25 protein-coding genes are annotated in these 24943 nt (G+C 55.4%); 2 read left to right on the forward strand and 23 right to left on the reverse strand.

Features of this window, described 5'->3' with window-relative positions:
• Positions 1-67 precede the first annotated feature (67 nt).
• From hflC to ndk, 13 genes are all read right to left on the reverse strand, one after another.
• Entirely contained in the window at positions 68-964 is an 897-nt protein-coding gene (gene hflC / locus BCF11_RS25190) for a protease modulator HflC (protein WP_098497183.1), read from the reverse strand.
• The gene (gene hflK / locus BCF11_RS25195; RefSeq protein WP_098497184.1) at positions 964-2268 is read right to left on the reverse strand and encodes an FtsH protease activity modulator HflK; all 1305 of its coding nucleotides are present in this window, start codon (positions 2266-2268) and stop codon (positions 964-966) included. The genes hflC and hflK overlap by 1 nt, the downstream gene beginning before the upstream one ends.
• 133 nt (positions 2269-2401) lie before the next feature.
• On the reverse strand, positions 2402-3532 hold the full coding sequence (gene hflX, locus BCF11_RS25200) for a GTPase HflX (protein ID WP_098497185.1): 1131 nt from the start codon (positions 3530-3532) through the stop codon (positions 2402-2404).
• A gap of 51 nt (positions 3533-3583) precedes the next feature.
• Positions 3584-3820: an RNA chaperone Hfq gene (gene hfq / locus BCF11_RS25205; RefSeq protein WP_019141241.1), complete on the reverse strand. Its 237-nt coding sequence runs from the start codon at positions 3818-3820 to the stop codon at positions 3584-3586.
• Positions 3821-3965: 145 nt separating this feature from the next.
• A complete protein-coding gene (gene der / locus BCF11_RS25210; RefSeq protein ID WP_061940299.1) occupies positions 3966-5312 on the reverse strand; it encodes a ribosome biogenesis GTPase Der in 1347 nt (448 codons plus the stop codon).
• Positions 5313-5319: 7 nt separating this feature from the next.
• Entirely contained in the window at positions 5320-6462 is a 1143-nt protein-coding gene (gene bamB, locus BCF11_RS25215) for an outer membrane protein assembly factor BamB (protein WP_098497186.1), read from the reverse strand.
• A gap of 19 nt (positions 6463-6481) precedes the next feature.
• On the reverse strand, positions 6482-7132 hold the full coding sequence (locus BCF11_RS25220) for a tetratricopeptide repeat protein (protein WP_098497187.1): 651 nt from the start codon (positions 7130-7132) through the stop codon (positions 6482-6484).
• A gap of 20 nt (positions 7133-7152) precedes the next feature.
• Positions 7153-8550, reverse strand: coding sequence for a histidine--tRNA ligase (gene hisS, locus BCF11_RS25225; RefSeq protein WP_098497188.1), 1398 nt, complete (start codon positions 8548-8550; stop codon positions 7153-7155).
• A 75-nt stretch (positions 8551-8625) separates the two neighbouring features.
• Positions 8626-9882 carry a flavodoxin-dependent (E)-4-hydroxy-3-methylbut-2-enyl-diphosphate synthase gene (gene ispG, locus BCF11_RS25230; RefSeq protein ID WP_098497189.1) on the reverse strand — a complete coding sequence of 419 codons (1257 nt, stop codon included), beginning with the start codon at positions 9880-9882 and terminating at the stop codon, positions 8626-8628.
• A 19-nt stretch (positions 9883-9901) separates the two neighbouring features.
• Complete coding sequence (locus BCF11_RS25235; RefSeq protein ID WP_098497190.1) at positions 9902-10903, reverse strand: helix-turn-helix domain-containing protein; 1002 nt, start codon at positions 10901-10903, stop codon at positions 9902-9904.
• Positions 10896-11738, reverse strand: coding sequence for a type IV pilus biogenesis/stability protein PilW (gene pilW / locus BCF11_RS25240; protein ID WP_098497191.1), 843 nt, complete (start codon positions 11736-11738; stop codon positions 10896-10898). The genes BCF11_RS25235 and pilW overlap by 8 nt, the downstream gene beginning before the upstream one ends.
• Complete coding sequence (rlmN, locus tag BCF11_RS25245) at positions 11735-12910, reverse strand: 23S rRNA (adenine(2503)-C(2))-methyltransferase RlmN (RefSeq protein ID WP_098497192.1); 1176 nt, start codon at positions 12908-12910, stop codon at positions 11735-11737. Before rlmN ends, pilW begins: the two co-directional genes overlap by 4 nt.
• Before the next feature lie 93 nt (positions 12911-13003).
• Positions 13004-13414: a nucleoside-diphosphate kinase gene (gene ndk, locus BCF11_RS25250; protein WP_098497193.1), complete on the reverse strand. Its 411-nt coding sequence runs from the start codon at positions 13412-13414 to the stop codon at positions 13004-13006.
• A gap of 293 nt (positions 13415-13707) precedes the next feature.
• On the opposite strand from ndk, the gene BCF11_RS25255 reads away from it, so the two are divergent.
• The gene (locus tag BCF11_RS25255; RefSeq protein WP_098497194.1) at positions 13708-14403 is read left to right on the forward strand and encodes a Bax inhibitor-1/YccA family protein; all 696 of its coding nucleotides are present in this window, start codon (positions 13708-13710) and stop codon (positions 14401-14403) included.
• 298 nt (positions 14404-14701) lie between these two features.
• Here BCF11_RS25255 and rlmD read toward each other — a convergent pair whose 3' ends face one another.
• The 5 genes from rlmD to surE form a co-directional block, all read right to left on the reverse strand.
• Positions 14702-16051, reverse strand: a complete 1350-nt coding sequence (rlmD, locus tag BCF11_RS25260; RefSeq protein WP_098497195.1) for a 23S rRNA (uracil(1939)-C(5))-methyltransferase RlmD — start codon at positions 16049-16051, stop codon at positions 14702-14704.
• Positions 16052-16170: 119 nt separating this feature from the next.
• The gene (rpoS, locus tag BCF11_RS25265; RefSeq protein WP_098497196.1) at positions 16171-17202 is read right to left on the reverse strand and encodes an RNA polymerase sigma factor RpoS; all 1032 of its coding nucleotides are present in this window, start codon (positions 17200-17202) and stop codon (positions 16171-16173) included.
• An 11-nt stretch (positions 17203-17213) separates the two neighbouring features.
• On the reverse strand, positions 17214-18182 hold the full coding sequence (locus tag BCF11_RS25270) for a peptidoglycan DD-metalloendopeptidase family protein (RefSeq protein WP_098497197.1): 969 nt from the start codon (positions 18180-18182) through the stop codon (positions 17214-17216).
• 95 nt (positions 18183-18277) lie between these two features.
• Positions 18278-19171 carry a protein-L-isoaspartate(D-aspartate) O-methyltransferase gene (locus BCF11_RS25275; RefSeq protein ID WP_098497198.1) on the reverse strand — a complete coding sequence of 298 codons (894 nt, stop codon included), beginning with the start codon at positions 19169-19171 and terminating at the stop codon, positions 18278-18280.
• Complete coding sequence (gene surE, locus BCF11_RS25280; RefSeq protein WP_098497199.1) at positions 19168-19905, reverse strand: 5'/3'-nucleotidase SurE; 738 nt, start codon at positions 19903-19905, stop codon at positions 19168-19170. Before surE ends, BCF11_RS25275 begins: the two co-directional genes overlap by 4 nt.
• 251 nt (positions 19906-20156) lie before the next feature.
• On the opposite strand from surE, the gene BCF11_RS25285 reads away from it, so the two are divergent.
• Positions 20157-20681: a polyhydroxyalkanoate granule-associated phasin gene (locus tag BCF11_RS25285; RefSeq protein WP_098497200.1), complete on the forward strand. Its 525-nt coding sequence runs from the start codon at positions 20157-20159 to the stop codon at positions 20679-20681.
• Positions 20682-20789: 108 nt separating this feature from the next.
• On the opposite strand, the gene BCF11_RS25290 is transcribed toward BCF11_RS25285, so the two are convergent.
• The 5 genes from BCF11_RS25290 to BCF11_RS25310 form a co-directional block, all read right to left on the reverse strand.
• Positions 20790-21236 carry a hypothetical protein gene (locus BCF11_RS25290; RefSeq protein ID WP_098497201.1) on the reverse strand — a complete coding sequence of 149 codons (447 nt, stop codon included), beginning with the start codon at positions 21234-21236 and terminating at the stop codon, positions 20790-20792.
• 260 nt (positions 21237-21496) lie between these two features.
• Positions 21497-21874, reverse strand: coding sequence for a hypothetical protein (locus BCF11_RS25295; RefSeq protein ID WP_143751472.1), 378 nt, complete (start codon positions 21872-21874; stop codon positions 21497-21499).
• Positions 21841-22041, reverse strand: coding sequence for a hypothetical protein (locus tag BCF11_RS25300; protein ID WP_098497203.1), 201 nt, complete (start codon positions 22039-22041; stop codon positions 21841-21843). Before BCF11_RS25300 ends, BCF11_RS25295 begins: the two co-directional genes overlap by 34 nt.
• Positions 22042-22131: 90 nt before the next feature.
• The gene (locus tag BCF11_RS25305; protein WP_098497204.1) at positions 22132-22842 is read right to left on the reverse strand and encodes a hypothetical protein; all 711 of its coding nucleotides are present in this window, start codon (positions 22840-22842) and stop codon (positions 22132-22134) included.
• Positions 22839-24710, reverse strand: coding sequence for a hypothetical protein (locus BCF11_RS25310; protein ID WP_098497205.1), 1872 nt, complete (start codon positions 24708-24710; stop codon positions 22839-22841). The genes BCF11_RS25305 and BCF11_RS25310 overlap by 4 nt, the downstream gene beginning before the upstream one ends.
• Positions 24711-24943 lie beyond the last annotated feature (233 nt).

The following is a 24943-nucleotide window of genomic DNA, read 5'->3' on the forward strand; positions in this document are numbered from 1 at the left end:
AAAATAAGGAATGGCGCCTCTATCGAGGGCGCCATTCCCAGACTACTTCATCCTTGCAGCGGCTGGCTTATTTTTTGGCTGGCGCTGCCGCCCCGCCACCGGCCGGACTGCGGAAATATTTAAAGAATTCCGAGTTCGGATCAATCACCATCAAGTCCTGGCGGGTCTTGAAGCTGGCACGATAAGCTTCAAGGCTGCGATAGAACTTGTAAAACTCCGGATTCTGGCCGAATGCCTGGGCATAGATCTGCGAAGCCTTGGCGTCGCCCTCGCCGCGCATCTTTTCAGCATCGCGATAAGCCTCCGCCAGAATCACCGTGCGCTGCTTGTCGGCATCGGCACGAATCTTTTCAGAATCGGCTGAACCGGTGGAACGCAATTCATTGGCGACCCGCAAACGCTCGGATTTCATCCGGTCATAGACGGAAGCATTGATCTGGTCGACATAGTCCACACGCTTGAGGCGGACATCGATGATATCGACGCCGATCTGCTTGGCTTCTTCCGCCACCTTGGTGCGAATCGAATCCATGACCTTGCCGCGCTGGCCGGAAATCACTTCGCGCACGGTGCGCTTGGTAATTTCATCGTTCAAAGCTGCCTTGACGATTTGCGACATGCGGTCTTGCGCGCGCTTTTCATCGCCGCCGAAACTGACGAAATACAGTTTCGGATCGGTAATCCGCCATTTTACAAAGGCGTCGATCAGGATGTTCATTTTTTCCGCAGTGATGAAACGGTCGGTATCCGGCGGATCGATGGTCAGGATGCGCTTGTCCAGGAACAGCACGTTCTGGAACGGCGGCGGCAGCTTGAAATGCAGGCCAGGCTGGTTGATCACCTGCTTGACTTCACCGAAAGCGAACAGGATCGCATACTGGCGCTGATCGACCACGAAGATCGTCGAAAACAGCAGCCATAGCGCCAGGAAAATGCATATCAGCAATGAGATAAGGCGATTCATTATCTGCCCTCCCGATCGCGGGAGTCGCGGCTATCACGCGACCGCTCATCCGACTGCGGTCGCTGTTCTACCGTGCTGGCGCCGTCTTTCATCGACGTCGACGGGATCGTGCCGGTGCTTGTGCTGCCGGCGCCGGCGGCAGGTGCGGTGGCGCCAGACACTGACTGCGAAATCAGTTTATCCAATGGCAAATACAATAAATTACTCCCGCTTTTAGCATCAACCATTACTTTTGTCGTATTCGCAAAAATCTGTTGCATCGTGTCCAGATACATCCGGTCCCGCGTCACTGCCGGCGCTTTCTGGTATTCGGCCAGCACCTGCTTGAAGCGTGAGGCATCGCCTTCGGCATTGGCGGTAACCCGCGCACTGTAAGCTTCCGCTTCCTGCAGCAAGCGCGATGCCGCGCCGCGCGCCTTTGGAATCACGTCGTTGGCGTAGGCCTGGCCTTCATTCTTTTGACGCTCACGATCCTGACTGGCCTTGACCGCATCATCGAACGCAGCCTGCACCTGCTCCGGCGGTTGCACGCCTTGCATGGTGACATTGGTTATCTGCACGCCAACCTTATAGCGATCCAGAATCTGCTGCATCAGCTGGCTGGTATCGAGCGCCACTTTTTCGCGGCCCTCATACAGCACGAAATCCATCTTGCTCTTGCCGACGACTTCACGAATCGAAGTTTCCGCCACCTGGCGTACGGTCTCTTCCGGATCGCGCACATTGAAAATCCAGTCCGATGCGCTCTTCAGCGTGTACTGCACGGCAAACTGGATGTCGATGATGTTTTCATCATCGGTCAGCATCAGGGCTTCTTTCGGCTGCTTGTTCTTGGCGTTGGCGCGATAACCCACTTCCACCGTGCGCACCTGGGAAACATTGACGATTTCATGGCTTTGGATCGGATAAGGCCAGCGCCAGTTGAAACCTGGCGTGGTCGCATGGTTGTACTTGCCGAATGTCATCACAACGCCGGTCTGGCCTTCTTGCACGGTAAAGAAACCGCTGGCCAGCCACAGCAAGGCCACTACCACGGCAATCGCACCGACGCCGACGCCGGCGCCCTTCATGCCTGGATTGAAGCCGCCGCCGCTGGAATCACCGCCTCCACCGCCGCTTTTACTGCCAAGCAGGCGGGTCAAACGCTGGTTGAAGTCTTGCCACAGCTTGTCCAGATCCGGAGGGCCGTTGTTTGGCTTTTTGCCATCGTTGTTTTGCTTGTTGTCATTTTGCGAATTGCGACCCCATTGCGGGTCGTTCAGCGAAAATTTCAAACCAAGTTTTTTGAATAGGGTACCAAGCATTCGATCGTTATCTTTAAGTAAATAAAACAAATAGGTTGGAATGCTCGTGAGAGGCGCTTGATTAACGTTGCTTACTTACAATTACCTTTACAGTTACCTTATAAGAACTTGTAAGAATTTGTTTAAAACCGCTTCACACCTGTTTAATGTGGTTATCCTCAAGACCCGCAGCCGGCGCCGGATAGGCCGTTGCTATTGGTACCCTGGTAACAAATTCTGTAATGGCCTGGCGCAATAAGTCCAGGCCTATGCCTTTTTGCGCGCTGATAAAAACTCGCTGAATTTTATCATACTCATCACGCTCGACCGAAGGCTCCAGTTCCGCTGCATCGATCTTATTCCACACCAGAATCTGCGGAATATGATCGGCGCCGATTTCCTTCAACACCAGGTTTACCTGCTCGATCTGCTCCATGCGCGCCGGACTTGCCGCATCGACCACATGCAACAGCAGATCGGCATGAATGGTTTCTTCCAAGGTGGCGCGGAATGCCGCCACCAGCTGATGCGGCAATTCACGAATGAAACCAACCGTATCGGAAATCACCACACTGCCCGCCTCGCCCAGGTAAACCCGCCTGGAAGTGGTGTCCAGCGTTGCAAACAGCTGGTCCGCGGCATATACGCCGGCCTTGGCCAGTGCATTGAACAGGGTTGACTTGCCGGCGTTGGTATAACCCACCAGCGAAATCGAAACCGTAGCGCTACGGCCGCGCGCCCGCCTTTGCGTTGCATGCTGCTTGTGCAGCTTGTCCAGCCGCGCGCGCAAAGCCTTGACCCGGTCGCCCAGCAAGCGGCGGTCGGTTTCGAGCTGGGTTTCACCCGGGCCGCGCAGGCCGATACCGCCTTTTTGCCGTTCCAAGTGGGTCCAGCCGCGGATCAGGCGCGTCGCCAGATGTTGCAATTGCGCAAGTTCAACCTGCACCTTACCTTCATGGCTTTTGGCTCTTTGGGCAAAGATGTCGAGAATCAGGCTGGTGCGGTCCAGGACTCTGACTTTGAGTACACGCTCAAGATTGCGCTGCTGGGCTGGCGACAGGGCGTGGTTGAAAATGACGATTTCAAGTTCATCATCAAACACGGCGTCGGCGATTTCCTGTGCCTTGCCGGAGCCGACAAACAAGGCGGCGTCCGGGCTGCTGCGCTTGCCGGTGATGGTGACAAACGGCAGCGCGCCGGCAGACTTGGCCAGCAAGGAAAGCTCTTCAAGACTGGCGGCAAAGTCACCTTTGCCGAAGTCCACTCCGACTAGCGCTGCGCGCATAGGAACAATCGAGTAGCCGCCCTGCTTTGTGATAAAGCGGCCGGCAAATGGTTATTCTGCTTCAGATTCAAGATTCAGATTGACAGCGCGTGCAGGAACTACGGTTGAGATGGCGTGTTTGTATACCATTTGAGTAACGGTATTACGCAGTAAAACGACGTATTGGTCGAAGGATTCGATATGGCCTTGCAGTTTGATGCCGTTGACCAGATAGATCGAAACCGGAACATGTTCTTTGCGCAAGGCATTCAAAAACGGGTCTTGTAACAATTGCCCTTTATTACTCATGGCTACTCCACTGTGTTGTTGTGATTAGAAGTCAAATGCAAATGCATATAGAACCAATATGATTCTAAGTGAATGACTCGGTGGGTGTTTTACGAATGTAAACGATTTTCAGATTTACTGCTTAGAAAAAAGTATTTTTAAAAAATTATTTTTCCTGGCGCGCGTATGGATTCCGGCTAGATCTGAATTCGATACGTAATGGAGTCCCAACCAGCGAAAAAGTTTCGCGGAAATGTTTTTCCAGATAACGTTTATAGTTATCCTCGATCGATTCCAAGGCATTGCCGTGGATGACGACGATAGGCGGGTTCATGCCGCCCTGGTGGGCATAACGCAGTTTCGGACGGATCGAACCCTTGCGCCGCGGTTGCTGGTGCTCCACCGCTTCGATCAGGGCGCGCGTCAGTTTTGGCGTGGTCAGGTTGGACATGGCTGCCGCATAGGCGGAATCGATAGACTTCATCAACGGCGTGATGCCGGTCGACTTCAATGCGGAAATGAAGTGGAATTTCGCAAACGACAGGAAATTCAGCTTGCGGTCCATGTCCATCTTGATTTCATCGCGACGGTCACTGGTCAGGCCATCCCATTTGTTGACGCCGACCACCAGCGCACGGCCGGTTTCCAGCACGAAGCCGGCAATATGGGCGTCCTGCTCCGAAATATCCTGCTGCGCATCCAGCAGCAGCAGGACCACATTGGCTTCCGAAATCGACTGCAAGGTCTTGACCACCGAAAATTTCTCGATGGCTTCAAATACCTTGCCGCGGCGACGGATGCCGGCAGTGTCGATCAAGGTGTATTTCTTGCCGTCGCGCTCGAACGGAATCTCGATCGAATCGCGGGTCGTGCCCGGCATGTCGAACGCGATCACGCGCTCTTCGCCCAGCAAGGTGTTGACCAGAGTCGACTTGCCGACATTCGGCCGGCCGACGATGGCGATCTTGATGCCGCGATCTTCCTTGCCTTCCGGCTCTTCCACTTCCGGCGGACGCTGCGCGAACGCCAGGTCCAGCGACTCTTCCACCAGGTCGGTGACGCCGTCGCCGTGCGCAGCCGAAATGACATACGGATCGCCCATGCCGAGTTCGTAGAATTCGGCGGTGACCGAGGTGTACTTCATCCCTTCTGACTTGTTCACCACCAGCATCACCGAGCGGCCCGATTTGCGCAGGAAGTCGGTGATGGTCTTGTCATGCGGCGTCAGGCCCTGGCGGCCGTCGACGATAAAGATCACGACGTCAGCCTCAGCCACGGCCTGCTTGGTCTGCTTGGCCATTTCGTGCATGATGCCTTCTTTGGCCACCGGCTCGAAACCACCAGTATCAATCACCAGGAATGGCCGCTCGCCGACCCGCCCTTCGCCATAGTGGCGATCGCGAGTCAGGCCGGGCAAATCGGCGACCAACGCGTCACGGGAACGCGTCAGGCGATTAAATAACGTCGATTTGCCGACATTGGGACGTCCTACAAGTGCTATTACTGGCTTCATTAAAATCTTACTCTGTCGCAATAGCGATCAATGTTCCTGCTTTGGTTTGAAAAATCACATTAGAGCCAGCCACTACCGGGTTCGGCAGTACTGCGCTGCTATCTGCACGGATCCGTGCTTTCAGTGCGCCGTCTTCACGCGACAAGAAGTGAATATACCCTTCATAATCGCCGACAACCACTGTATTGCCCAATACTACCGGAGTAGTCAGGACACGATTGGCCAACTGCTTGTTTTGCCATACTACCGCACCGCTGTCCAGAGTGAACGCGGAGATTGCGCCGCGTTCGTCAACCGCATAGATGTTGTGGCCATCGCTGCCGACGCCAACGTCGCTGGAGAACGGCTTGACCCAGTGCGCGTTGCCGCTGCCGGCATCGAAACAGCCGACCCGGCCTTGGTAGGCGACGGCGCAAACGTCACGGCCGACGATCACCGGCATGCCGGAAGCGTCTGCAACCCGTTCCAGCTCGGTAGTGCCGCGCGGATCGCCGATCGCCATTTCCCACCATGGGCCGCCGTTAGTCAGATTCAAGGCCGACAAGCGGCCACCCGGCAAGGACAGGAATGTTGCCTGTGGCACAACCAGGATACCAGGCGCCGAACGCAGTGTCAGCGTCGGCAAGGTGCGCAGCACGGTCCAGCGGCGTTCGCCGGTTTCGGCATCGAATGCGGAAATGCGATTGTCCTGGCTACGGACGACCACCAGTCCCTGGCCTACCGCCGGCGCAGACAGGATCTCGCTGCTTGCCTGTGCCTGCCAACGCTTCTTGCCTGCGGCGTCAAACGCCAGCAGCATGCCCTTGTCGCCAGCCACCGCGACAGTCGTGCCGTCAGTACCGACACCGCCGGTCAGCTTGCTGCCGGCGCTGATCTTCCAGGCCACCGCACCGGTAACGGCGTCGATGCGGACCACGGTGCCGTCAGTCGCGGCTGCGTACACGCTGCTGCCGGCAACCGCCGGCGAGAATGTAAAGATGGAAGCGCTGCCTATCGATTGCGTCCAGGCTGGATGCACTTTCAGGCTTTGCGTAAACTCGACCAAAGGTGCCGGCGGATTACTTGGCGCCTTGCCGCTGAACAAGGAACAGCCGCCCAATATCAGCAGAGCACCCGCACAGGCAACCGCTCGCATAGTCATAACACGCATATTCTTCCTTTTCGAATTATCAGGCTGCCGCTTTGGCTGGAGCTCCGCCAATCGCATCCAGTTTCAATTGAATCAATTGTTTGCCGGGATTCTTGCTATCCATCTTGTCCAGCGCCAGCTGGTAAGCGGCGCGCGCTTCGTCAAGCTTGTTCTGCGCGACCAGGATGTCGCCCTTGCGGTCAGCGGCGGCGCTGACGAAAGGTGCGGGCAAGTCGGCCGCCAGCACTTTCAAGCCATCGTCATAGGCCTTCTGGTCCAGCAAGATGCCCGCCAGGCGGATTCTGGCCAAGGCTTTGTAATCGGCATCGTGACCGTGGTCGACCACCCATTGCAACTGGTCCTTGGCGGCGTTCAGGTCGTTGGCGTCGAACGCCGTCTTGGCGGCAGACATGGCGGCCATGCCGGCATAGGCGGTGCTGCCGAACTTCTGCTGGATGTCAGCGGCGGCGCGCTGCACCTTGGCGTTGTCTTTCGCCGTCACGGCCTTTTGTTGCTCGTCGTAGAGCTGCGAAGCCTGCAAGGCCTGGCTGCGCTGATAGTAGTTCCAGCCGGACCAGCCGGCATATGCCGCCAGCGCGATGATCAGCACCCAGGTGGTCAGATTGCCGTACTTGTCCCACCAGTTCTTGAGCGTTGCCAGTTGTTCCTGTTCGTCGAGATCGAATGCCATATGATTTTTAGTTGTTGATTTTAGTGATGATAATGAACGTGATCGCCATGGTCGTGACCATGGTCGTCACCTGCTCCGACGATCTGATCAACCAGATAATCGCTTACCGCATCGAAAGGTACGACACTTTGATTGCCGCCACTAGCTTTTTCGCCATCGGCCGCGTGATCATGCCCCGCGTGGCTGTCGGCACGCAAGGTCTTGACGGTCGCGGTATGGTTGGCGACTTCATCGTCGCCGATGATGATGGCGTATGCCGCACCGCTGGCGTCGGCCCGTTTCATCTGCGACTTGAAACTGCCGCCGGCATTGGACGAAGCGCAATGTAGCACAACATCCAGCCCAGCATTGCGCAGACGTTCCGCCAGCACGAACGATTGTAGCTGCGCCGCCTCGCCCTGATGCACCAGGTAGACGTCGCACTCGTTGCGTTGAGCCTGTTCGCCGTTCGCCCGCATCAGTTCCAGCAAGCGCTCCACGCCCATGGCAAAGCCGCAGGCTGGGGTCGGCTTGCCGCCGAACATTTCCACCAGCGGATCGTAGCGGCCGCCGCCACATACCGTACCCTGCGAACCGAGCTGGTCGGTGATCCATTCGAACACGGTGCGGTTGTAGTAGTCCATGCCGCGCACCAGGCGCGGGTTGATGGTGAACGGAATATTGTTGTGATTCAGGATCTTCTGCACGCCTTCGAAATGCGCCAGCGATTCCGCGCCCAGGTAGGACAGCAGCTGCGGCGCGGCGTTGACCATTTCCTGCATCGCGGGATTCTTGGTGTCCAGGATGCGCAGCGGATTGGTGTGCAAGCGGCGCTGGGCATCGGCGTCCAGCAGTTCCTGATGCTGTTCAAAGTAAGCGATCAGGTCAGTGCGGTGACGATTGCGTTCTTCAGCGTCGCCGATCGAATTCAGTTGCAGCTTGACGTCTTGCAAGCCGAGATCGTCCCACAGCCGCTGGCACATCATGATCAGTTCGGCGTCGATATCCGGGCCGGTAAAGCCCAGCGCTTCGGCGCCGACCTGATGGAACTGCCGATAGCGTCCACGCTGCGGCCGCTCGTGTCGGAACATCGGGCCGTTATACCAGAGCCGCTTAGGGCCGTCGTAGGTCAGGTTATGTTCGATGGCGGCGCGCACCACGCCGGCAGTGCTTTCCGGACGCAGGGTCAGGTTGTCGCCGTTCATCGAATCGGTGAAGGAATACATTTCCTTTTCGACGATATCGGTGACCGCGCCGAGGCCGCGCGCAAACAAGGCCGTCGGTTCGACGATAGGCGTGCGGATCTTCTGGAAGCCATAGCTCTTCAGCACCGACTCGACGGTGTTTTCAAACAATTCCCACAAGGCCGCATCGGCCGGCAGGATATCGTTCATTCCTTTTACGCCGACGATTTTTTCGGCTTTCTTATTTTCTGACATTCTTTTTCAATTTACCCGTAGTAATCAATAGTATTGATCAGTTTTTCGTGACTATTGTTTTATTCTTTATTCGGATCAGACTGCTGGCTGGCCGTAATGGCTCTTCACATAATCCAGCACGACTGCCTGGAATTCTTCGGCAATCCGCTCGCCGCGCAGCGTCAATTTCTTCTCGCCATCGATGAATACCGGCGCCGCAGGCGATTCGCCGGTGCCCGGCAAGCTGATGCCGATATTCGCATGCTTGGATTCGCCAGGGCCATTCACGATGCAGCCCATGACCGCCACATTCATGCCTTCAACGCCTGGGTAAGCTTTTTTCCAGACCGGCATCTGATCGCGCAGATAGGTCTGGATCTTGTCAGCCAGGTCCTGGAACACGGTCGACGTAGTGCGGCCGCAGCCAGGGCAAGCAATTACCATCGGTGCGAATTTGCGCAAGCCCATGGTCTGCAGGATTTCCTGGCCAACAATCACTTCGCGGGTGCGGTCGCCGCCCGGTTCCGGCGTCAGCGAAATCCGGATGGTGTCGCCTATACCCTCTTGCAGCAGCACCGACAAGGCCGCGGTCGAAGCGACGATGCCCTTGCTGCCCATGCCCGCTTCGGTCAACCCCAGGTGCAGCGGGTAGTCGCAGCGGCGCGCCAGTTCCCGGTACACGGCGATCAGATCCTGCACGCCGGAGACCTTGCACGACAGGATGATACGGTCGGCAGCCAGACCGAGCTCTTCCGCTCTTTGCGCGTTTTCGATGGCCGAGGTCACCAGCGCTTCGTACATCACGGCCTGCGCCGGCCATGGCTGGCTGCGGGCGGCGTTCTCATCCATGATGCGCGCCAGCAGCGCCTGGTCGAGACTGCCCCAGTTGACGCCGATGCGCACCGGTTTGTCGTACTTGCAAGCGGCTTCAATCATTTGCGCATATTGGGTGTCGCGCTTGGCGCCCTTGCCCACATTGCCCGGATTGATCCGATACTTCGACAAGGCCTGGGCACACTCAGGATAGTCGTTCAGCAAGGTATGGCCGTTGTAGTGGAAATCGCCCACCAGCGGCACATCGATGCCCATCTTGTCCAACTGTTCGCGGATCGCCGGCACAGCCGCGGCTGCTTCCGGATTATTCACGGTAATCCGCACCAGTTCGGAACCGGCACGCGCCAGGTCCTTGACCTGGATCGCGGTGCCGATGGCGTCGGCGGTATCGGTATTGGTCATCGACTGCACCACCACCGGTGCGCCGCCGCCGACCATGATCTTGCGCTCACCGTAGCTGATCACCGCGCCGCGGCTGAGACGTCGTGCAGTAGGGCCTGAGCCGATCGGAAGATTCATGAACGTCTCTCTTTCAAGCTTATTTCAAGGTCAGCCGGGCGACATTGGTCTTGGACCCGGCCTTCAGGTCCAGCGGCGCGCCGCGCAAGGTAGCGTCAACCCCGGCGATATTGCCGATGATGACGCTGACCGGCTGCGACATGTCTACCGTTTCCGTGCTGCCGGCTTTCACCAGGCGCGAAATCAGCACGGTGTTGTCAGCGCGCTTGATATCGACCCACGAATCCTGGCGGAAGTTCAGGCTTAGTTCGCCGCCGGCCGCCGGCCTGGCAGTAGTTACAGTTGCAGTTGCTCCGCCATTGGCCGCTGCCGGGCTGGCCGCTACGGCATTGACGCCGGTGCCAGCTACCGTTGCCCCGTCCGTCGCAGGAGCGGCAGGAGCAGCCGTCAAGGCCGCATTCGCTTCCTTATCGGCGGCCTGGGTATCCGTGCTCGCAGACGACGCGGCAGCAGCCTCTTCGCTAGCTGACTCAGTAGCTGAAGCAGTAGTTGAAGCAGTCGCCGAGGCGGCAGCTTTCTCGCTCAACGACTGCAAGGTATTCTGCACCACCGGCAGCACGTCGAGCCGTATCGCCACCGCCAGCAGCAACAGCGCCACCGCCAGCACGACCAGCCATTTATAGGCAAATTTGCTGCGTCCCATCAAGCTGAAACGGGATTCCGAAAAAGGCGTCGACAACTGGCCATGCGCGGTAGCGCGCACGGGTTGCACCGCGGCTGCGGGTGAAATGGCGGCCAATGCGTCGCTCACGTCGAGGTCCAGCAATTTGGCATAGGAGCGGATAAAACCGCGCGTCATGACCATGGTCGGCAAGGCGGCGTAATTATCCGCTTCCATTGCTTCGATCTGGCGCGGCGCCAGCTTCAGATGGCTGGCGACTTCCGTCACCGACCAGCCAAGCTGCTCGCGCCTGCCGGCCAGCTGGCTGCCGAGCGTGGCGCTCTGCGCTTGCTCAGCCAGATTGTCCAGGTGCAGGACTTCGTCGGCAGCAGCCTGCCTCAACTGTTCTGGCTCACTCATTAAACGCCCCGCGCTGGTAAGCTGCGAATTCCGGGGAGCCGGCAAAACGACGGCGTAATTGCGTCACCAAACTTGCTTCTGCAGCTGTGTCACCCAACTTGCGCTCCACTTTGATTGCTGTCCATAATGCTTCCGCATTTTGCACATCTGTTTTCAATACGAGTCCGATATAAAACCGGGCCCGTTCATAGTCGTTGCGGTCATATGCCAGTTGCGCCAGCTTGGCATTGGTCAGCGGATTGCTGGCGTCAAACTGGAAGGCTTGCAGCAGATAGCGCTCTGCCGCCGCCGTATCGTTCAGCTTGAGGCTGCATACGCCGGCATTGGTCAGGGCCTTGGCCGGCGACTGGTAGGTGCGGCTCTTCAAGGCAGTCTCGAAATGAGTTATCGATTCCTTGACGCGGCCATTCTGGCACAGGAACCAGCCATAATTATTGGCAAAATCCGGATTGTTCGGCGCCAGCCGCAAGGCACGCTGGAAATTTTCGTCGGCCAGCCGGTTCTCCCCCATGTCCATATAAACCAGGCCGCGCACGCTGTAGGCATCGGCCATCTCAGGATCGGCGGCCAGCGCCTGCTTGATCTCGTCCAGAGCGACTTCCAGCTGGCGCTGCTCGTAATAGCCGACTGCCAGCTGCAAACGGATGCCGGCACGGCGTTGCGCCTCGGTCTGGTCGGAGCTGGTCGCCAGCTCGCGGGTGGATCCGCTCTGCTGATCGCTGCTCAGCGGCGGATTGGCGCAGCCGCTCAGGCCTGCCAGTAATGACAAGGCCGTCGCGGCAAACACGATACGGCCACTCCAGCTACCCAGTTTGCTGCTCACTTGATCTGTCACTCAGACACCTCGATGATGCGGCCAAAGTTCTTCCCGAATTTCTGCTGATATTCGGTCATTTTCTGCATGCGTTCCTGCACGCGCGTACGGTCTTGCACTTCCCCCGCCAGCTGGCCGCAGGCGGCATCGATATCGTCGCCGCGCGTCTTGCGCACAGTGGTGACGATGCCGGCGTCCATCAGGATCTGGGCGAAGGCCTTGATGCGCGGATTGTTGGAGCGCTTCAGGCCCGACTCAGGGAAAGGATTAAACGGAATCAGGTTGAATTTGCATGGCACCACCGGACCGCCGCCATGACCCTGCACCAGGGCGATCAGCTCGCGGGCGTGGGCGTCGGTATCGTTGACGTCATCCAGCATGCAGTATTCAAAGGTAATGAAATCGCGCGGCGCGAATTCCAGATAGCGCTTGCAGGCCGCCATCAGCTCACGCAGGGGGTACTTCTTGTTGAGCGGCACCAGGCCATCGCGCAAGGTGTCGTTGGAGGCGTGCAGCGACACCGCCATCGCCACCGCGCAGTCCTGCGACAGCTTGTCGATCATCGGCACCACGCCGCTGGTGGACAGCGTCACGCGGCGGCGCGACAGGCCGTAGGCGTTATCGTCCAGCATCAGCTTCAGCGCGGTCACCGTCGGTTCATAATTCAGCAAAGGCTCGCCCATGCCCATCATCACCACGTTGGTGATCTGGCGCTCGCCTTTGTGGCCCGGCTCGACACCCTTGGACTTGCGCAATTCGAATTCCGCCATCCACAGCTGGCCGATGATTTCGCCGACCGTCAGGTTGCGGCTGAAACCCTGCTTGCCGGTGGAGCAAAAGCGGCAGTTCACGGCGCAGCCGGCCTGGGTCGAAATGCACAGGGTGCCGCGGTTTTCCTCGGGGATGAAGACCGTCTCGACCGCATTGCCCTGGCCGACATCGAGCAGCCACTTGCGGGTGCCGTCGGTCGAGGTGTGATCGCTGATCACGGCGGGAGCGGCGATGATCGCCCGGGTTGCCAGCTTGTCACGCAATGACTTGGCGAGGTCGGTCATTGCATCGAAATCGTGCGCGCCGAATTGATGAATCCAGCGCAATAACTGTTTGGCGCGGAATGGCTTCTCCCCCAACTCGCCGCAATACGCGGTCAGTTGTGCGGGATCCAGATCCAGCAGGTTGGTGAGAGCAGTCATGGCATTTCCAATTTTCTATATTACTCAGGGTGGCAGCGGCATGGTCCTGCCTGCCGCGTCCGCCCTGCTACAACAAAACAACTTTAGTTCAGCTTAGACCGCTGGGAAGAAGTAAGCGATTTCAACCTTGCCAGCTTCAACTGCGTCCGAACCGTGCACTGCGTTAGCGTCGATCGAGTCAGCGAAATCAGCACGGATCGTGCCTTTTTCTGCCTTCTTAGGATCGGTTGCACCCATCAGGTCGCGGTGCTTCAAAACTGCGTTTTCGCCTTCCAGAGCCTGGATCATTACCGGACCGGAGATCATGAAATCAACCAGGTCCTTGAAGAAAGGACGCTCGCTGTGCACAGCGTAGAAGCCTTCGGCTTCAGCGCGTGTCAGGTGCGTCATGCGGGCAGCAACGATTTTCAAGCCAGCGTTTTCGAAACGGGTGTAGATTTGACCGATTACGTTTTTTGCGACTGCGTCTGGTTTGATAATCGACAGGGTGCGTTCAATTGCCATCTGAAAAACTCCAATAGAAAGAAAGGGTTAAAGTGTTTTATGAAAGGATTAAATGAGTGACTGGCCAATAGTTCAATCAACCTTTGATTTTAACACGAAACACCCGTATAGAATCGTCAAAACTAGCCAAAACGCAAGGTGATTACCTCGCAAAACCGGTAAAAAGCGCCAGGAAGCGCTCTGGAACCCGCCGAGAACCACTTTGCCGCTTTACTGTCTGATGTAAAGATGTTGTCAGCAAGTGCTATGATCGCAACAGTTTAATACTTTTGCAATTTTCAAAGGAGTCCTTAATGAACCCAAACCTGCAATCAACCTACTCACCAGGCAGCACCGCGCTCAGCGTTCAGCATCGCGTGCTGCGCAATACGTACTGGCTGCTGGCGCTGTCCATGCTGCCGACGATTGCCGGCGCCTGGCTTGGGGTCCAGATGGATTTCAGCTTCTTCAGGAACAGTCCGCTGATAGGCTTCATGGCCTTCATGGCGGTCGCCTTTGGTTTCTTCTATGCAATTGAAAAGACCAAGAACAGCGGCTGGGGCGTACTGTTGCTGCTTGGCTTCACCTTCTTCATGGGCCTGATGCTGTCGCGCCTGATCGGCCACACGCTGGTCGGCTTCTCCAACGGCGCCACTCTGATCATGATGGCTTTCGGCGGCACCGCCAGCGTATTTGTCGTCATGGCAAGTATTGCCACCGTCAGCAAGCGCGACTTCTCCAACATGGGAAAATGGCTGTTCGCCGGCGTCGTAGTGCTGCTGCTGGCCTCGCTGGCCAATGTTTTCCTGCAGATTCCAGCGCTTTACCTGGCGGTATCAGTGATCGCGATTGCCATTTTCTCGGCCTACATCCTGTATGACGTGCAGCGCATCATCAATGGCGGCGAAACAAATTACATTTCCGCAACATTGAGCCTGTATCTGGATGTCTACAACATCTTTGTCAACCTGCTGTCCTTGCTGGGTATCTTCGGCGGCAACCGAAACTAAGCAAAATCTCGTTTCAGATACAAAAAACCGGCTTCAGAGCCTAATGCTGTTCAGTTAGGGCAGAACGACATGGCGTAGGGTGGGCACTCCGTGCCCACCCAGTATCATGGATATTCGTGTCCCCGACATTCGTGCCCCGGCTATGCGCCCCGGCCCGTGCGCGTGGGCACGGAGTGCCCACCCTACGAGTTCCGCAAATAAAAATGCCGTTCAGTCTTAACTGAACGGCATTAGGCTTCAGGGCCGGTTTTTTCATGGGCTATCCAACTGTATCAAGCCAGCGGATCAAGCAAGCGAACTAAGCGAGATCAAACACTGCAATCGATTCCACGTGAGCGGTGTGCGGGAACATGTTCACCACCCCGGCCTGACTCAGGCGATAGCCGCCGGCGGTCAGCAAGCCGGCATCGCGCGCCAGCGTCGACGGATTGCAAGAGACATAGACAATCCGCTGCGGCATGAAACTCTTGTCGATGGCCGCCAGCCCGACGATCGCTTCGCATACAGCCGCGGCGCCATCGCGCGGCGGGTCGATCAGCATGCGCTCAAACTTGCCCAGGGCGATGAAATCCTGCGCGGTCGCTTCAAACAGGTTGCGGCAGTAAAACGTTGTCTTCTCCGCCAGTTGATTGACCGCGGCATTTTCGCCGGCGCGGTTGATCAGGGCCTGGCTGCCTTCGATGCCGACTACTTCGCGCACCTGAGTCGCCAGCGGCAAGGTGAAATTCCCCAGGCCGCAAAACAGGTCGGCCACGCGGTCCTGCGGTTGCAGGTCCAGCAGGCGCAAGGCGCGCGCCACCAGCACCCGGTTGATCTGGTGGTTGACCTGGGTGAAATCGGTAGGCTTGAACGGCATCCGCACGCCGAATTCTGGCAAGGTGTAATACAAGTCGCCTTGCGCCGGATAAAACGGATAGGCGCTGTCTGGCCCTGCGGTCTGCAGCCACCAGTTGACCTGGTATTCATCCGCAAAGGCCTTCAGCTTGATCTCGTCATCGCCGCTCAAGGCCGCCATGATGCGCAACACCAGCGCCGTCACCTTGCCTTGCGGGCCTTCGCCGACCGCCAGTTCGATCTGCGGAATATGGTCGATCAGGCTGAGCGAAGCGATCAGATGGCGCAAAGGGACCAGCATCGCCGATACATTCGCCGGCAATATGTCGCACTGCTTCATGTCCGTGATGAAAGATGACTTGCGCTCATGGAAGCCGACCAGCACCCCGCCCTTTTTAGGCACATTGCGCACCGATATGCGGGCGCGGTAGCGGTAGCCCCAGGTCGGCCCGTAAATCGGCCGCAGCATGGATTCCGCCTTGACCTTGCCGATATGCCACAGATTATCCTCCAGCACGCGCTGCTTGATCGCCACCTGCGCCGACGGCTCCAGATGCTGCATGGCGCAGCCGCCGCAAATGCCGAACACGGCGCAATGCGGCTTGACCCGCAGCACCGATTCCTTATGCAAGGCGGTCATGCTGGCAGCTTCCCATTTGGCCTTCTTGCGATACGACAAGAAGCTGACGCGCTCGCCTGGCAAGGCGCCTTCGACAAAGATCACCTTGCCCTGGGTACCATCTTCATTTTGCAAATGGCCGATCCCGCGCGCATCCATGTCGAGGGATTTGATATCGATAATGTCTTGTTGCATAGGAAGCAGTAACTTGCCGTCGGATACGACAGCGTCGAAATGGAGTGAAGTCAGCCCATGATTATAGCGCCATGCGGGCCGGCTGAGGTCAGCTTAGCGCAATGCCGGCAGACCAGGCCCTAGAGGAATGAATCCTTGCCAACACCCTTGGCGCCTAGCAAGCGCTTCAGCTTGAGCAAGGCCTCCTGCTGGATTTGCCGCACCCGCTCGCGCGTGACGCCGATTTCGGCAGCCAGCTCTTCCAGGGTGGACGGATCGTCATTATCGAGACCGAACCTGCGCATGATCACATTGCGCTGCTTGTCGGTCAGTTTTTCCAGCCAGACCCGCACCAGGATCGAGGTTTCCTGCTGCTCAGCGCGGGAATCGGGATTTTCTTCGGTGGCGCTGGGCAGCAAGTCCATCAGGCTGGCCAGCGGATCCTGGTCCAGCGGCGCATCCAGCGAAGCTGCATGTTCGGACAGCGCCAGCACGTCTTGCACATCCTCCACCGGCCGGTCCACCAGATGGGCGATATCTTCGGCGCTGGCGTCCTTACCGTCGTGGTGCTGGGCTTCCAGGTGATATTTGGCGCGCAGGATCTGATTCAGCTCGCGCACCATGTGCACCGGCAAACGCACGGTGCGCGCCTGGTTCATGATGGCGCGCTCGATGCTTTGGCGTATCCACCAGGTGGCGTAGGTAGAGAAACGGAAACCGCGTTCCGGCTCGAACTTGTCGATCGCCCGCATCAGGCCGAGATTGCCTTCTTCGATCAGGTCGAGCAAGGCGACGCCGCGGTTGATATAGTGCTTGGCGATCGACACCACCAGCCGCAGGTTGTGCTCGATCATTTTTTGCCGGGCGTCGAAATTGCCCTGCTTGGCGAGGGTGGCGAAATGCACTTCCTCGGTTACCGTCAGCAGCGGCCGGGTGCCGATCTGGTTCAGGTAGTGCTGGGTGGTGTCGGTCGACAGTTCCGCCGCCAGGACCTTCTTCAGCTCCTCGACGCCGTCGACCACCACCACCACGCCGTCGACCACTACCTCGTCGTCGGCATCCTGCTCGCCGGCGATAGCATCAACATCGTCGTCATCGCGCCCATCATCGGCCAGCCGCTCCGATGAGACCTCATGCTCTTCGTCTTGATGATCTGCCGGGCGTTTGCTCATTTAGCGCTCATTTAGCGGTTCGGTAGGAATTTCGATGGATCCACAGGTTTGCCTTGCTGACGAACTTCGAAGTGCAACTTGACCACGTCGCTGTCCGAATTCCCCATTTCGGCAATTTTCTGGCCCTTGCTTACGGTCTGGCCTTCCTTGACCAGAATGGTCTTATTATGCGCGTAAGCGGACAACAAGTTGCTAGTATGTTTGATGATAACCAAATTACCGTAGCCGCGGATACCGCTACCCGCGTACATCACCTTACCGCCGGCTGCCGCCACCACAGATTGCCCTGATTTTCCGGCAATATCGATGCCTTTCTTGCCCTGGTCGAAGGCGCCTATCTGCTTGCCTTCGGCCGGCCACATCCAGTCCACCTTGTCTTCATCGCCAGAGGCCGCCGCTGGCACAGAAGCGGCCGGCGTGCTGGCCGCGACGGCGGCAGCAGACGCCACAACTGCCGGCGCCACCGCCTTCGGCGCATCGCTGGAAGACGCCGCGTCCGGTTTTTGCAATTCTGCCAGCGCCGCCTCCGAATACGGCCGCTTGTCGCCACGCGGTCCGTTCTTGTTAGTAGCGCTGCCGTTGCTTGCGGCCGCCGATGGCGCCGACCCCAGCGAGCGCACTTCGACCCCGGAGCCGGTCCCTACGCTAGCAGCCTGGGCGCCGCCCGAACTGCCATCCGGCTGCACGCGCAATACCTGGCCGACCTTGATGTCATTGGCGTTTTCCAGCTTGTTCCAGGCTACGATGTCACGATAGCTCTGGCCGAACTCCAGCGCGATCCGGTACAAGGTATCGCCTTGCTTGACGGTGTAAGAGCCGCGCCCTTCAACCGCGCGCGGCGCATCGGTTGCGGCCGTGCCGGTGGTGGCGACGCTGCCGCCTGTGCGGCGCTCGACTACCGGAGCGGGGGTACGCGGAGTGGTACACGCTGCCAGCGTAGCGATCATTACTCCCAAAGCGATAAAGCGAGTTTTCTTCATTCTCATTACATTAATATTAGTATGTGCGACTCAGTCGCTGATTGTTCGTCGATTTATTCGTCAATATGTTTCGCCGGCTACGGCACAAGCTATCCTCAAACCGTGCCGGCGCGCAGAGGCACAAAATGACAGTCCTCCAGTGTGGTGCTGGTCCAATCAAATTTACTGGTTCGCTGGATGAGCTGCAGTACCTGATGACGGGAACCGACCGGAGCCACCAGGCGGCCGCCGATCGTCATTTGATCCAATAGCGCCTGCGGCACTTCGAGTCCCGCCGCAGCCAGGATGATACCGTCGAAAGGCGCCACCTGCGGCAGCCCAAGCATACCATCTCCGTAATGCAAACGGATGTTGGCGATCCGCAGCGGACGCAAGTTGCTGCGCGCCAGTTCATGCAAAGGCTTGATGCGCTCGATCGAATACACTTCCTTCGCCACCAGCGACAGCACCGCCGCCTGGTAGCCGCAGCCGGTGCCGATTTCCAGCACTCGGTTGAGGACGCCGCCCTGCTGGTTATCGCGCATGATCTCGATCATCCGCGCCACGATATACGGCTGCGAAATGGTCTGATGATGGCCAATCGGCAGGGAGGCGTCGATATACGCCTGGCTCGACAAGCCGGGTTCCATGAACATATGGCGCGGTACGCTTTCCATTGCCGCCAGCACCCTGGCATCCGTCACGCCCTGTTTGGCGACGCGCGCCACCATGGCTTTGCGCACGCCATCGGACATCATCGAATTCGAGCGCTCGACATGGCTGGCGCTCTCGCCCAGACGCGCCATCGGCTTGCTGGCAGCAGGCGCAGGTTTCGGCGGCTGCGCTGACGGTACGGCGCCGTTACGCGGCGTGTTGCGGGAGTTTTCCCAGGCGGCGTTCTTGGTTGCAGTCTGCGGCGTCGCAACGCTGCGGTTGCTGCGGTCAGCGCTGGGCTTCTTGTCGACTACCGATGACAGCTGCAACGGAAAACGCTTCGCCTTGTCGGTCATGACAGGTCTTTCCTCAGCGCGGCCAACTGGGTCGCATGCGTCAAATCTATCTGCAAAGGCGTGATCGAGACATGGCCGTTGGCGGTAGCGTGGAAGTCGGTGCCCTCGCCGGCATCGCGCGCGCCGCCCGGCGGTCCTATCCAGTAAATGTCGCGGCCATGCGGATCCTGCGCCTTGATCACCGCTTCCGACTCATGCCGCTTGCCGAGCCGCGTCGCCAGGGCCGGCTTGAGCTGATCGTAAGGCAGGTTGGGAATATTGACATTCAGCAGATAAGACTGCGGCAGATTGTCAAAGCGCCGCTCGACGATATCGCGCGCCACCATGGCCGCCGCCTCAAGCTCGTCCCAGCCTTTGTGCAACTGCGAAAAAGCGATCGCCGGAATACCGAAGAGGAAACCCTCGGTGGCGGCCGCCACGGTACCCGAATACAGTGTATCGTCACCCATGTTCTGGCCCTGGTTGATGCCGGAAACGATCAGGTCGGGACGGAAATTCAGCAAGCCGGTCAAGGCCACGTGCACGCAGTCGGATGGCGTGCCGTTAATGAAATAGAAACCGTTTTCGGCGCGCTGGACAGACAAAGGACGATCCAGGGTCAAGGAATTGGACGAGCCGGAACGATTGCTGTCCGGGGCTACCACCACGATTTCCGCAATCGGCGCCAGCGCGTTCGCCAAGGCGATGATGCCCGGCGCCAAGTAACCATCGTCGTTACTGATCAAAATTTTCATACTGGGATTTTACCTGAAGCAATGTTACTGATTTATGAAGATTTGGGAAATTTAACGAACTACCTTTATGAGACACTTTCAGTCACGGATTAGTTGCTTTTACAGCACGAAAACAGGGCAATTGCAAAATTATGTTGCAGCGCCACAAAAAAGCCCCAACTCGGGAATAAAAGCAGGTATTGTTAGCGCTATCAAGACTACTCGGATGAGCACACCGCCGCCTGCCGTCGTCAGACCACCAAGGAGTCACAATGAAATCGTACCGCGTCCGCAATCCTATCGCCAGCAGCCCTGACATTCTCAGCAACCCCGCCGCCTCCATCAACGCATGGACCGACCTGATGCTTCAAACCGGAGAAATGATGAGCGCCTCGGCCCAGGTGATCGGCCACCGCACCGCCCGCATGGCCATGGCTGGACCGGCGCCCAGCCAGCACGACCGCAATGAATTCAACCTGATGAGCCAGGAAAAAATCGAAGCCATCACAGAATCCGCGCACGCCATGGCGATCCGCTTCATGAGCATGCACCAGGAAGCCGCCCGCCTGGCCATCCAGCAAATGCTGAGCGGCGCCGCCAACCTGATGTCGGTCGCAAGCAGCAGCAGCCTGCACCAGTCGGGACATCGGCAAAGCAAGCTGGCGCATGACACCATGCTCAACTCGGCTGAGGCGGTGTCGCAGTTCAATACTTCGTTGGCGGATATTGCGCAGACGGGATTACAGCCGATTCATGCGCGGGCTACTGCGAATGCGAAGCGGTTGAAGAAGCTCTAAACGGATTTGATTGCGAAGCTGCTCGGGAACATTGCCGCTTTCCGCTTCGCATCCGTACTGTTGCTCGCCTCCCCTAGCGTCAACAAACCCACCGCTAGAAATCCCATTTCATTTTCTCTTATGCGACTGGCGGCGCAGCTTATCTCGTTGACGCTTACGGTCGTCTTCGGAATTAGAGAAAGGCAGTTCCAAGATTAGCCACCAAAGAAAATTGAAAAGATAGACCATCGATAGCCCCAAAATTGCAGCAATCCACGGGGAAATCCTGGCGGGCGCGTCATCTGACGGCATTACGGCAAAATAGAAAATAACCGCAAGGATGACCGCACACGTATGCATCAGTATTTTGTGCTCGCCTTCCAGGGTATCAATCGAAAAAATGATTTTTACAAGATCCCTGAAATTGAAAAGCAAGCAAATACTCAATATCATAAGTACGACTAGCAACAGCAAAGTCCAGTTATCACCGCGCCCCTTGTGAATCAAAGCATAAACTCCAAGCGATCCGAGTATCAACGCTATCGTGCGAAGAAGTTTTAAAAATGCTGTTCGCATGAAAGTTCTACCGCTGCTTTTCTTTTGGGTGAAGTTACGGAATTACTGCTTAGAGCAATTAAGCTCTCATGCGTATGCCTTAAAATTTCATCATGATTTAATTCTTTACGACACATCAAATCATAAATTACTTTTTTTTTGCTGGATATTATTCTCCAGCAGAGCTTGACCAGAGTTAAGTCAATTTTACGTCGCTCGTGGAAGACGAAATTTCAGGGGAAGCCCATAAAAGGCCGACTCACATTTTTTGCCATCACTGTTTATTCTTCCGAACATCTCAAGTCATAAATCTCGCCTTTTTTGGGCTGAATATTATTTTCTAGTAGAGCTTGCATAGTCTCGCCGGCACTAAGACTTGTACAGTATCGCCTCTTATCTTTATTAAAAATGGCGCCAACATATACATTCATCCACATGCTGGCTGGCACTTCGGCGTAAATTTTCAATGGAATGGCAAAATCCTTGTAACCATCCTGATTAAGATCGGCAAATTTAATTTGCCCACGAACTTTACACATCCCGTATGACTCAATGTCCTTAACCGACTGATTTGTTAAATCAACGTCAAAAAATTTACATCCATCGTCCTTACCATACTGTGTCGTTATAAAAAATGCTCTTGGCCATTCAACGACCATTTCACACTGGCTTTAGCGATTGCATTTCTCTCTTTTTCTAACTTAAGCAAAGAAATTACCTCGTGGGGAATGACCTTTATTGGCTCTGCGACCAGCTCGTTCTCCGCCGCAAAAATAGCTTGAGAAGCAAGCATTAAAAATAATAAGACAATAATCAGCTTTTCCATTTTTTAATTCTTTTGGAATAAATCTTCATTCAGTATTTTTCGTCCATTCGTATTTTTGATACGAAAATAGTTTCAGCCAATTGGCTACCTTCACTTATCAAATGTAACGAAATATTCCTTTTGGCAATAAGAATCGGGTTGGACAAATTCTGGAAAAAACACTAAATCTCCATCTTTTGCCCAGACCCGATAGGATGTGGTTTTCAGGAAAAATGAGCATTTTTTATCAAAATTATTCTTCATTACTTCTTGGCTGTCTTCGATCAACCTATCGGAGGCTTCATCATTTAGCTTGATCAACCCCGTTACACCCACAGATACACCATCTTTGATAGACGGAGCCAAATCACTCACTAATTTCACTGACGACACTTCTTGTCCTGTGTTTTTTGAAAAATTTTTGACCTCTTTTTCTATATCCGGACTACCAGCACATACCGTGGAGCGAGCAAAGACAACGCTAAGGTAGTCTTTTGTCTCGTATATTTTTTCGAACTTTAGCTCATACCCCCAAGGATGCCCCTGGGCCCAAGATCCACACTTCCTGGCATCGGTCTCGAATTTTTTCGCAGCAGCTTCTAGGTTCTTATTTATATTCTTTTTTTGTGAATTCGCATCGTCCTTCAGCCAATCGACGTTAACCTTTTCTATCAAAATCGTCGCCACCGCATTTTTCTTCTCTGTTTTCTTAAAATTAGTCACCGTATATTTAACAGTTGAACTCGCATCGCTTGCGAAACAAGACGGCAACATCTGCAAAGTCAAGAAAGAAGCTCCACACACAAATTTGAACATCTTCATAGCAAAACCTTTTTGATACGAGTAGTGAAATTTATACGCTCTGGCAAGCCATTCTCGCCGCCGTTGATAGCGTGCGTCACTGCTTTGACGTCATCCTTATCCATAGCCGCCAACGTACCCTTTCTAAGAAGTGTGATGTACCAGCAACCAGCGTCTATACAAGTAAAGCTTGTTGCTAGGATGCGATCAGGATCTGCCACTGGAGGAAAGCGCTTGTGGGCATCATTTTCCCAACCGGTGTCAAAATCCACTCCCTTTTTCAGCCATCCTTTGAACGCCCAATATTCCCCGTAATTATATCGACCAGTCAATTGCTTGAATCCGCGCCCTTTAAATTTTGGCCCATCACCTGGTTGAGTATTTCCAAGCATACGGCTACCTTCGTAGTGTGTGCCTGACGCCAGTTCTAGCATAGAATTTAAGCTACCGCTTTCAACGGCACCTTGGCCAAAAAAATGAGCACAGCGTATTCGGTTATTAACTGCGTATCTAAAACAGCATTTGTTAATATCCAAGCGATATTTTTCTCTAACTTCGTCCGTTGTACCGTGACTTATGGTCTCGTCCTTAGACGATGCTTTCGCAGGATAAATTTGAGCCAACTCATTTTTTGACAGCCACATACACTTTGCCAATTGCTCAACAAATCTTACTGGATGTACATGCCAAACGCTCTTTGCATTTGGCAAGCCTGGTATGTCCTCCCAAAATGCCAAGCGCTCGATGTGCTTAGTTAATTTAGCAAACTGTTCTGGTGTCAATTTTGATGGGCCGAAAGCTTCGTTGGTAACGCGCCCAAAACGTTTAGCAATATCTAGCTTGCTCCATTCGGTAGGATGCTTCGTGACCAAATGACGCAATTTATCCTCATCCTGCGCCAATTTTCCTTTGTTTTTTTCTGCACGATCCTTGTCATAACCATCTAAAAGTTTTTGCAGGCCATCATCATCAATAAAACCATCGTCGCTGAACTGTCCATGCTCTTCAATTTTCTGGAAATCCGGCCAATCTGCATCACTACTAAATTTGATCGTGTTTTTTTCTGCCCAATACAATTTATTCGTATCGGGAGCGAAAACCTGGACCCAGGTTTTCCCTTCATTGATTTCTTCTTGAAATTCACCGGACGCTAGCCATGGATCCATCCACGGTATGACTGGCTTATCCTTAGCTAGAGTGCTTACATTCTTTACGGGATCTTTGACATAGGCGTGAAGCTCTTTATTAAGTGCTTGGTGCTGCGTATGTGCAATTTTTTTTCCTTTGTGCTTGGGGTCAGGAATTTCTATTTCTTCGGTCGCAATCTGATCATCACTTACCCATAATTTCTGCTTTTCAATGTGAATCTTTTTATAGCCATTAGTGCCCTGTTCCTTATCCAAGGTGAGCGGCTTCTTAGGATCGACCTTTACAATTTGTTTGCTCAACAATTCGTCTTGTACTAGTAAAGATTCTGCCAACTGGCATTCCCCCCAAACCAATTTCTCAGAGTTATTTAGAAACTGGACATCTTCGAAGAGAATTTCGAAATGAACACCGCGAGAGGGGGTCGCCATGTTGTCTGGAATACTGCCACAGTACCCAAGAATGTCACCACGTTGCACCCGTTCATAACCCGTCCCGAGGACACACGCACCACTGGTGACAGGAGCCAAAATTTCGACGTGATCCCCCACCATCTTGGGATGCTTTTTCTGATCAAGTACAGGCTTCCCATCTTTATCAGTCAATGCATGCTTGGCGACAAATTTCTTTAAGAAATTTACGGCATCAACGTCCTTTTTATCTTTAACGTCATTCCACGCCTGCAAGTGCATATACAAAGAATAGAAAATTAGTTTACTTGTACCTAACGTCGTTTGCCCCAATTCAGTCTCATGTTTGAGCAATACGAAACTGCGTGAATAAGGAACTTTGTCAAAATATTCGTCTTTGGCATCTGCTTCATCATAGCGATAGGCAACCAGCTCTCCATCAGCGATGGCGCGTATCGGCGCGTTTCTGTCAGCAGGATGGATTGCACTCCACCATGCCAGAACCGGTTCTTCCCCATTGGGAAGGAACCGCTTAGAATTTCACTGTTGTTGTAAACCGGGTCAGG

Source organism: Collimonas sp. PA-H2 (assembly GCF_002564105.1).
Lineage (GTDB): Bacteria > Pseudomonadota > Gammaproteobacteria > Burkholderiales > Burkholderiaceae_D > Collimonas.